The organism is Arthrobacter sp. Y3225116, assembly GCF_059091245.1.
The window spans coordinates 1-5,653 of sequence record NZ_JBNHGL010000189.1 but is presented as its reverse complement, the minus strand read 5'-3'; the positions used below and the strand labels follow the sequence as shown (position 1 = coordinate 5,653).

The 5,653-nt window shown below is 69.7% G+C and carries 2 protein-coding genes; both read left to right on the top strand.

What is annotated here, in order from left to right:
• The first annotated feature begins 114 nt into the window (after nt 1-114).
• Nucleotides 115-1,704: a glutamine-hydrolyzing GMP synthase gene (gene guaA / locus AC5RV2_RS13940; RefSeq protein WP_494092825.1), complete on the top strand. Its 1,590-nt coding sequence runs from the start codon at nt 115-117 to the stop codon at nt 1,702-1,704.
• A gap of 168 nt (nt 1,705-1,872) precedes the next feature.
• The coding region (locus tag AC5RV2_RS13935) for a DUF4011 domain-containing protein (protein WP_494092824.1) at nt 1,873-5,653 on the top strand (3,781 nt) is incomplete at its 3' end.

Below are 5,653 nucleotides of genomic sequence, written 5' to 3'. Positions count from 1 at the left end.
CCCGCCGCGGTGCCGGGCACGACGGCGCGCGCTCCCGCCGGGCGTGCGCTACCTCACGCGTCGGGATCGGACGCCGGCGTGCGAGGCCCCGGACGCGGCGACTATCCTGTAAGGGTGACTACTCCTCCCCCCGCCACTACGGACCACCGGCCCGTCCTCGTCGTCGACTACGGGGCCCAGTACGCGCAGCTGATCGCCCGCCGCGTGCGCGAGGCCAACGTGTATTCCGAGGTCGTTCCGCACACCTACACCACCGAACAGCTGATGGCCAAGAACCCGGTGGCCATCATCCTCTCCGGCGGGCCCTCCAGCGTCTACGCCGAGGGAGCGCCGAGGATCGGCCCGGACCTGTTCGAAGCCGGCGTCCCGGTGTTCGGCATCTGTTACGGCTTCCAGGCCATGGCGAACGCCCTGGGCGGCAAGGTGGCCAAGACCGGGCTGCGCGAGTACGGCGCCACGGACGCCACCGCGGTGGGGGAGGGCCGGTCCATCCTGGCCGGCGTGCCCTCCGTCCAGAACACCTGGATGAGCCACGGCGACTCGGTGCAGGAGGCACCCGCAGGCTTCGACGTGCTGGCCAGCACGGCCGGCGCCCCGGTGGCGGCCTTCGCGAACGACGAGAAGAAGCTCTACGGCGTGCAATGGCACCCCGAGGTCAAGCACTCGGCCCACGGCCAGCGGGTGTTGGAGAACTTCCTGTTCCGCGGTGCCGGGCTCGAACCCAACTGGACCACCGGCAACATCGTGGAGGAGCAGGTGGAGCGCATTCGCGCCCAGATCGGCGACTCCCGCGTAATTTGCGGGCTGTCCGGCGGCGTGGACTCCGCCGTCGCCGCGGCCCTGGTGCAGCGCGCGGTCGGCGACCAGCTGACCTGTGTCTTCGTGGACCACGGACTGCTGCGCGAGGGCGAAGCCGAGCAGGTGGAGCGTGACTTTGTCGCGGCCACGGGCGTGAAGCTGTACGTAGCCAACGAACAGCAGCGCTTCCTGTCCGCGCTGGCCGGCGTCACCGACCCCGAGACCAAGCGCAAGATCATCGGCCGCGAGTTCATCCGCGCCTTTGAAGCCGCCGAGAAGGCCGTGCTGGCCGAGGCGGCCGCCGAGGGTGAGTCGGTGAAGTTCCTGGTGCAGGGCACGCTCTACCCGGACGTGGTCGAGTCCGGCGGCGGCGAGGGCGCCGCGAACATCAAGAGCCACCACAACGTGGGCGGGCTGCCCGAGGACCTGCAGTTCGAGCTGGTCGAACCGCTGCGGACGCTGTTCAAGGACGAGGTCCGTGCGGTCGGCGCCCAACTGGGCCTGCCGGCCGAAATCGTCGGGCGCCAGCCCTTCCCCGGCCCGGGACTAGGCATCCGGATCATCGGCGAAGTCACGCAGGAGCGGCTGGACCTGCTGCGCAAGGCGGACGCGATCGCGCGCGCCGAACTGACCGCTGCGGGCCTGGACCAGGAAGTCTGGCAGATGCCGGTGGTCCTGCTGGCCGACGTGCGCAGCGTGGGCGTCCAGGGCGACGGCCGGACCTACGGACACCCGATCGTGCTCCGTCCGGTCTCCTCCGAGGACGCGATGACCGCGGACTGGTCGCGGCTGCCCTACGACCTGCTGGCCAGGATCTCCAACCGCATCACCAACGAGGTGGAGGGCGTCAACCGCGTGGTGCTCGACGTGACGAGCAAACCGCCGGGAACCATCGAGTGGGAGTAGCCACAACGGGCGACCGCTGCCCGCCCGCAGCGCGGCTGCGGGTGAACTGCGAGGCAATTTCGCCGAGCAGTGTTGCGGTCGCCCGTTTGGCGTTTAAAGTCCGATACCTTGTTTGACATGCCGTTGTGGTCCAGGCAAGTCGCCGAGAGTGAAGTAAAGGGGGCAGCCGTGTCGCTGACCAGCGTAGCTGAGGCTGCTGAAGACGTTGTGGCATCGTGGCTGGAAAACCTGGGCGATCTCGCCGGGTCGGACACCCTGCTGCGGTTCGCCCCGACGTCGTCGAACAGCATTGACCTGACGCATGCCCACCCTTCCGGCCTGGCGCAGTTGCTGGCCGGCCGCCGCACCCGTCTTTCCACCCTCCTGCGTGAGCCGAACCAGTACGCTGCGGCCATGCGCACCGCCCGCAGCCTGCGCGCCAAAATCTACGAACTGGGTTCGGACCGCGGCATCGACGTCGGGTATCTGGCCGCCGGAACCGCGTCCTGGCGGGTTCCCGAGATCGGCCGGTCGGAGTCCCTGAACGCCCCGGTGATGTTGATCCCGGTGGCGCTGACCGTCCGCCCCAGCCAGGACGACTTCGAACTGCAGCTGACCGACCGCGCCCGGCTGAACCCGGCGCTCGTCCGCCACCTCTCCGCGGAGCAGGGGATCGGTATCGATGCCGAAGCGACCGCCCGGCTGGCCTACAGCACCGCCCGCCTGGATCCGCACCCGGTGCTGGAACGGCTGCGCCTGCTCACCGCCGGCGTGCGGAACATGACCATCGAACACCATTTGCTGGTGTCGACCTTCGCGGATCTGGAAGCAGTCACCGACCCGGTCCTGCTCGACGCCGGGCACCCGGTGATCCGCACGCTCGCCGAAGCCGGGGCCGGATCCCAGGCCGGTCCCCGTCCCTTGGCCAACCGGAACGCCGTGCCCGTGCCGGAGGTGGAGCTGCCGCCGATCGACGAACGCGATCCGCAGGATGAGTTCCTGCTGCTCGACGCAGACGCCGCGCAGCAACAGGTGCTGGACCTCGTCCAGGCCGGGCACTCGCTGGTGGTTTCCGCGCCGCCGGGCACCGGACAAACCCAGACCGCACTCAACGCCGCGGCGGCCCTGGCCTACGAGGGCAAGAGCGTGCTGGTGGTCGCCGAGCGCCGCGGCACGCTGACCGAATTCGCACAGCAGCTCGAAACCGTGGATTTGGGGTCGCTGGCGCTGCAGCTGGGCGCGGACCTGACGCCGGAGCAGCTGCGCCGGGCGATGATCCGCGCGATCAGCCGCAACGAAAAGGCGCAGGAGCCGCAGCTGCAGAAGCTGCACGCCACCCTCACCGAGCACCGCCACAAGCTGATGGAGCATGTAAAGTCGCTGCACAATGTGCGCAGCCGCTGGCGCTGTTCCCCCTACCAGGCGATGCAGTCGCTGGCCAAGCTCACCTCGCTCGACCCGGCCCCGGCGACCACCGTGCGGCTGAAGCGGTCGGTGCTGGACAACATCACCGACCGGGCGGAGCTGGCGGCCCGGCTGGTCCGGGCGGCCGAGTTGGGCAGCTTCAGCAAGTCCGCGACCACCAGCCCGTGGTTCGGCGCCAAACTGCTCAACCGCAAGGAGACCGAAGACGCCCACCAGCTGGCCGCCGACCTGGCCAAGGACGTCCCGCGGCTGCGCGAACGGATGAACAAGGTCGCCGAACACTCGCAGATCGCCCTCGCCGGGACGTTCCGCGAGTGGGGGGAGCAGCTCCAGCTGCTGGTCGAGGTCCGCGGCAGCCTCGACAAGTTCACCCCGGACATCTTCGACCGGCCGGTCACGGACCTGATTTCCGCGACCGCACCGAGTTCCTGGCGGCGCGACCGCGGCATCGAAATGAGTTCGATGACGCGTTCCCGGCTGCGCAAGGTGGCCAAGGAATACATCCGCCCCGGCGTGCACATCTCCGACCTGCACGAGTCCCTCTTCGAGGTGCAGCAGCAGCGGACCAAGTGGGCCGACTACGCAACGTCGCAGCGGCATCCGGCGGTGCCCTCCGGGCTGGCGGACCTGAACGGCTTTTACCGCGAGGTGGCGCAGCGCCTCGAGAAACTGGCCGCCCTGCTGGCACCGGTGCCCGAAGACCGTGCCCTCGCGGCCCTGCCCGACGGCGAACTCCAGGAACAGCTGGACGCCCTGGCCGCGGACCACGAAACGCTGGTGAACCTGCCCGAACGGACGCTGCTGCTGGAGCAGATGCGCGAACACGGCCTGACCGAACTGCTGGACGATCTGGCCAAACGCGAAGTCGGCGCGGGCGAGGTCAGCGCCGAACTGGACCTGGCGTGGTGGCAGTCGGCACTCGAAGCCATGATCAGCGGCGACGACTACCTGGCCATGTCCGACGGCGACAATCTGCGCAAGCTCGAGGCGGTCTACCGGCTCGCGGACAACGCGCACATCGCGTCCGGGCCCGCCCGACTGCGCTGGGAACTGGCACAGAACTGGCGGCATTCGCTCAAAAGCAAGCCCAAGGCCGCGCAGCGGTTGCGCGACCTGCTCAAGGCCGGCGAACCCAGCCTGGCCGCGTTGGGACAACAGTCGGAGTCGCTGGTTTCGGCGCTGTTGCCGATCTGGACCGCCTCCCCGCTGGTGCTGCCGCTCCTGCTCCCGGAAGGCAAGCACTTCGATGCCGTCATCATCCTCGACGCCGAGGCCACCAGCCTGCCGTCGGCGCTGACCGCGGTCTCCCGGGCGCACCAGGTGGTGGCGTTCGGCGACGGCGAGTTGGGCCGCGCCGAGCCCTTCGAAGTCAACGTGGACCGTCGGAACGACCCCGTCACCGGCGAAGCACCGCAACCGTTGGCCAGCTGCTTCCACGCGCTCTCCGAGGTGCTGCCGGTGGTGGCGCTGACCACCGCCTATCGCGCCGTCGACCTGGACCTGACCCGCTCGCTGAGCGAAAAGTTCTACGGCGGATCGCTGTCCCGGCTGCCCGGCGCCAGCTCCATCCGCGGGGGCGGCCTGGAGGTGGAATATTTGCCCGACGGCACCGGGATGCCCGGCGCCGGACACGAAGGCGTGGAAAGCGTCCCGGCCGAACTCAACCGGGTGGTGGACCTTGTCTTCGAACACATCAGCCTGCGGCCGTCGCGGTCGCTGGCGGTCGTGACGGCCAGCGCCCGGCATGCCGCCCGGGTGGCGGAGGCCATCCGGCTGCAGATGCCCAATCATCCGTCGGCGGCGGACTTCTTCCACCGCCGGCAGGAGCCCTTCCGCGTGGTACCCGTCGAACGCGCGTCCGGACTGGTCCGCGACGACGTGATCTTCTCGCTCGGCTTTGGCCGGACGCCGCACGGGCGGGCGGTCCACGACTTCGGACCCCTGTCGGCGCCGCACGGGCGGGCGCTCTTCGCGACCGCGGTCACCCGTTCCCGGCAGTCGCTGCACGTGCTAAGCTGCTTCCGCCCGGAGGATCTGGACCCGGAGCGGCTGCGGCATGGGGCCGCCGACTTCCATGACCTGCTGGACCGCCACCTCGGCGACGGACGGTTCACGGCGCCCGAACTGTCTCCCGGGATCGACGATCCGCTCGTCGCGGACCTCGTGGAGCGCATCCGCACCCGCGGCGCACGCGTTTGGGACCACTATTACGGGGTCATCGACATCGCCGCCAGCACCGGGACGGTGCAGTATTCGCCGGATGTTGAACCGGCCCTGCCCGTGGCCCTGGAGTCTGACGGCAGCCCGCAGTACCAGGAGTTGACGGTGCGGGAGCGCAGCCGGCTGCGCCCGCAACAGCTCGAGCGGCTGGGCTGGCGGCCGCTGACGCTGTGGACCATCGAGGTGTTCACGGATCCGGAGAAATGCGCAGACCTGATCGGAGGCTACTTGGGACTGCAGAAGCCGGAAGATCCGGCAGACAAGGACGACCGTCCCGCCGCCGCACGGGGCCCGAAGCCGGCGGCGGAGCAGGCCCCGCGGGCGG